Origin of the sequence: Flavobacterium sp. (assembly GCF_044369455.1) — a bacterium.
Taxonomy (GTDB): Bacteria; Bacteroidota; Bacteroidia; order Flavobacteriales; family Flavobacteriaceae; genus Flavobacterium.
Genome location: NZ_JBIPLW010000050.1, coordinates 1 through 3,859, shown reverse-complemented (window position 1 = coordinate 3,859; position 3,859 = coordinate 1). Strand labels below are relative to the sequence as shown.

The following is a 3,859-nucleotide window of genomic DNA, read 5'->3' as shown; positions in this document are numbered from 1 at the left end:
TGCTCAAGACCGAACATCTCTTGAATGCCCATTTTGGATTCCGTGATAACCAACCGCCTCAATTCTCTGACAGCTCATTCAGCCTGCCAGAGAATTCTATTGTCGGCACCATAGCAGGGCAGATCACTGCAATCGATCCCGATGCAGGCCAGACTGTCGGTTACGAATTCCTTGACAATGCTGGTCCCTTTGCAATAGATCCGATCACGGGCACGATTCGAGTTGCTAATTCCCAACCTTGGGATTTTGAAACAACAGCACCACTCGTCATTCGCGTACGAGCCCTTGACTCTCTCACGCCACCCGCATCCACCATTCGAAATGTTACGATCTCACCAACGGACGTAAATGAGTCTCCGATCATCGCGGGCCATCAATTCACATTGGCTGAAAACTCCGCGAATGGCACGATCATAGGAAACATTGCAGCAACCGACCCCGATCAAGGAGTTGCCGGTACATTGACGTACACGATTGGCGCCGGCGGACCGACCAATGTTTTCTCCTTGAATCCAACCACAGGAGTCCTCTCGGTTCTGGACAATTCTCGAGTCGACTTCGAACAACAATCCACTTGGACGTTTCCCGTTGTTGTTCGAGACGGTGGCACACCACCACTCAGCTCTACAGTGTCTATGACGGTCAGAATTACGGATGTGAATGAACCGCCGAGGTCGTTATCGTTCACGAATGTTGTGTCATTGGCAGAAACGGCGAATGTAGCATCTCCTGTAAACGTGGCTACCATCGGATTCCTGGATGACGCGCTCGGGACCAATACACTATCGCTAGGCGGAGAAGACGCTGCGCTGTTCAGTATCAACAATCGCCAACTTCGATTCCAAAACCTGCAAGGTCTCGATTTCGAAACCAAATCTCAATACCGTGTTTTGGTCATGGTGGACGATCCAACGGTCGGCAACACTCCGGACAGTTCTGTCGAATTCACTTTAACAATCACCGATGTCAACGAGGCGCCGACGGACTTGACGATCACACCAGTGGTACAGTCTCTTCCCGAGTCCGCCAACACATCCAGTCCGCTCACTGTTGCTCAGTTGCAAATTGCGGACGATGCGATCGGTACCAATAGTCTATCCCTCGCCGGTCCCGATGCGCGCTTCTTCTCCATTTCTGGTACCAACCTCCAGTTTTCATCCTCAACTGGATTGGATTTTGAAGCGAAGAGTTCTTATCAAGTAACAGTCCGCTTAGTAGACAACACAATTTCAGGTGCTCAGACGATTTCGAAGAACTATGCATTGAGCATCTCCGACGTCAACGAACCTCCGACTGCCGTCAACCTCGAGAATGTTGTATCCAACATCAATGAGTCGCGACTTCCGGCTACTTCACAAGCACTTGCGACCATTCGATTCCTGGATGATGCACTCGGAACGAACGAGTTTCGCTTATCGGGTGACGATGCTGCATTGTTTGAAATTGTCGGTAATCAGCTCGTTCTCAAAGCAGGGGCTGTGTTTGATTTTGAGACCAAATCATCCTATGTAGCCAAGATCAGCGTTGTCGACCCAACACTTCCGATCACCAACAACCCATCGATTGATTATTTCTTGTCGGTGAACAACCGTCCGGAAGTACAATCCATCACCGACGGTTCAGGAGGTACGATCGTTGCCGGAACGGATAGCATTCGCGTGCTATGGGATTCGCCCGTTATCGTTGGAGCGAATGCGTTCAAGCTTCAAAAACTCGATGTTGTCGGCCTGGTGAACATTCCTCGAATCACCAATACACTCGTGAGTGGCAGAACCATTACGACATTGCAGTTTTCGGGTCCTTTTGTTCGACAGGATGGAAAACTGAATGATGGTTTCTATTCCTTAGAAGTTGACGGTGCATTGGTACGTCAAACCAACACCCAGCTCCTCGGAGAAAGTTACACATCGCCCATGGTAACCATTTTTCATGCATCGCTTCTGGGTAAAGTCGATGTCTCAGGTGCTGCAACGTTTCTCAGCGGAGAAGAGAAGACAATCACGTTGAACTTAACGGGCATCGATCCTTCTCCGACGACTGGCGTGGAATACTCGATAGATCTAGATAGCAACGGCACAGCAGACCTGCAACGGTCCGGCGGTGCAACTGTTGCATTTCCGACCAGCTACACTACGGCAGGTAGTTACACGATCTTGGTAACTGCGACTCGCGACGGAACCATTATTGCGACAGGCTCGCATGTCGTCGATGTATCTCCGGCAACCAGCCCCGTCGAAGACTGGCTCAGTTCGATGGATACGGACCGCAACAGCACCATCAACGCGCTGGATGTCTTGGGACTGGTCAATGCCATCAATCGAAGTACTTCGGGGCCTCCGCCATACCAAAGGGATCTAGACGTGGACCGAGATGGTGTTATCGCAGCACTCGATGTGCTGGCTGTTGTCAACTATCTCAATGCTGCGGAACCGAAACCGCTCGGAGAATTCTCCCAGCTTGTTATGTTGGAAACAGGATCTATTCGAGGACTGACAAACGACACCAGGGTAACGGGTCGAATCAATAGTAGCAGTCGCGAACTGTTCGTAACGCTTAACGGAATCGAACGAAAAAACGCATCGCAATTTGTGCAGTCAGACGGATCCTTTACATTGACCGATGCTGCCATTGCTTCGCTGTTTGGCAGCATCCCGGATACCGTCAGCGTGTTGTCCCTTGCCACTCGCACAGGAACAGGCTTTTCCTTGTCCTCCGACAAACGATTCCGAAAGCTAGCTGCATCGACAGCGGACTTCCGAGTCCTATCAGCCATGGACAACAACGGCGCATTCAGAGTTTCATGGAGCAACCATGGAGCTGGCAATAGGTATAAGGTATTTGCATATCCAGTCGGTGGCACCCCCGGAGCCGTCAAGACGGGACTATCAACCACCTCCACTCTGCTTGAACTGAGTCGTGGAAACTACGATTTATTCGTCGAGGCACAGGACGGAGCCGGAAATGTTCGTCGAACGGAAACGGTTCACATCGCTGTACCGTAACTAGATGCTATTGTGATCGATCTCCGAATGGATTGGATCGACGATCGCTCAAAATGGACGAGAGATTTAGAGTCATCAGAAATCCCCGGTGGCCTTGTGCCACCGTCGAACCAAGTTCTGTCGCTATTTCAGTGTGAAGCCTGCTCGATTCCAAGCTTCTTCATTTTCTTGTAAAGCGTCGTTCGATTGATCCCTAATAGATCGGCCGTCACATTTCGGTTCCAATCATTTTGCCGGAGCGCTGCAAGAATGATTTCTCGCTCTGGCCCCTCCAGGGCCTCGCTCAACGGTCGCGTGCCGGATCGCGACTGTGAGTAGTTATCGATATTGTTCACAAGCAAATTGCCAGCGGATACCGGCGTATTCGGTATTTGCGACGTTGGGTGTTTGGTCAAACTAAATGGTAGTGAAGCAACATCAATACTCTTGCTTTTGGTCAACAACACAGCGCGTTGAATGGCATTCTCCAACTCCCGAATATTGCCTGGCCACAAGTGTTCAACCATCACTTGCATTGCATCATCAGTGAAGCCATCCACGGTGCGACCAAACTCCTTACACGCGGTTTGAAGGAAGTGTTGCGAAAGCAATGGGATGTCATCTCGTCGCTCTCGCAACGCGGGCAGCTCGATGTGAATCACATGGATTCGATAGTACAAATCCTGCCGAAAGCGTCCTTCGGCTACCGCCTTTTCCAAGTTCTCGTTCGTAGCCAAAATGACACGTGAGTCCACGGAAATAGTTTCGGTGCCACCCAACGGCTCGAATTCAAGCTCTTGCAATGCGCGAAGCATCTTGATCTGTAATGCAGGAGTGGCCGTTCCAATTTCGTCCAGGAACAATGTCCCACGATCCGC

At 50.7% G+C, this 3,859-nt stretch carries 2 protein-coding genes; one reads left to right on the top strand and one right to left on the bottom strand.

Translation table 11 applies throughout. From position 1 onward, the window contains the following. A partial coding sequence (locus ACIQ2L_RS13795; RefSeq protein WP_396159821.1) for a cadherin domain-containing protein occupies positions 1-3,002 on the top strand: 3,002 nt, incomplete at its 5' end. Positions 3,003-3,130: 128 nt separating this feature from the next. On the opposite strand, the gene ACIQ2L_RS13790 is transcribed toward ACIQ2L_RS13795, so the two are convergent. Further along, a partial coding sequence (locus tag ACIQ2L_RS13790; RefSeq protein WP_396159819.1) for a sigma 54-interacting transcriptional regulator occupies positions 3,131-3,859 on the bottom strand: 729 nt, incomplete at its 5' end.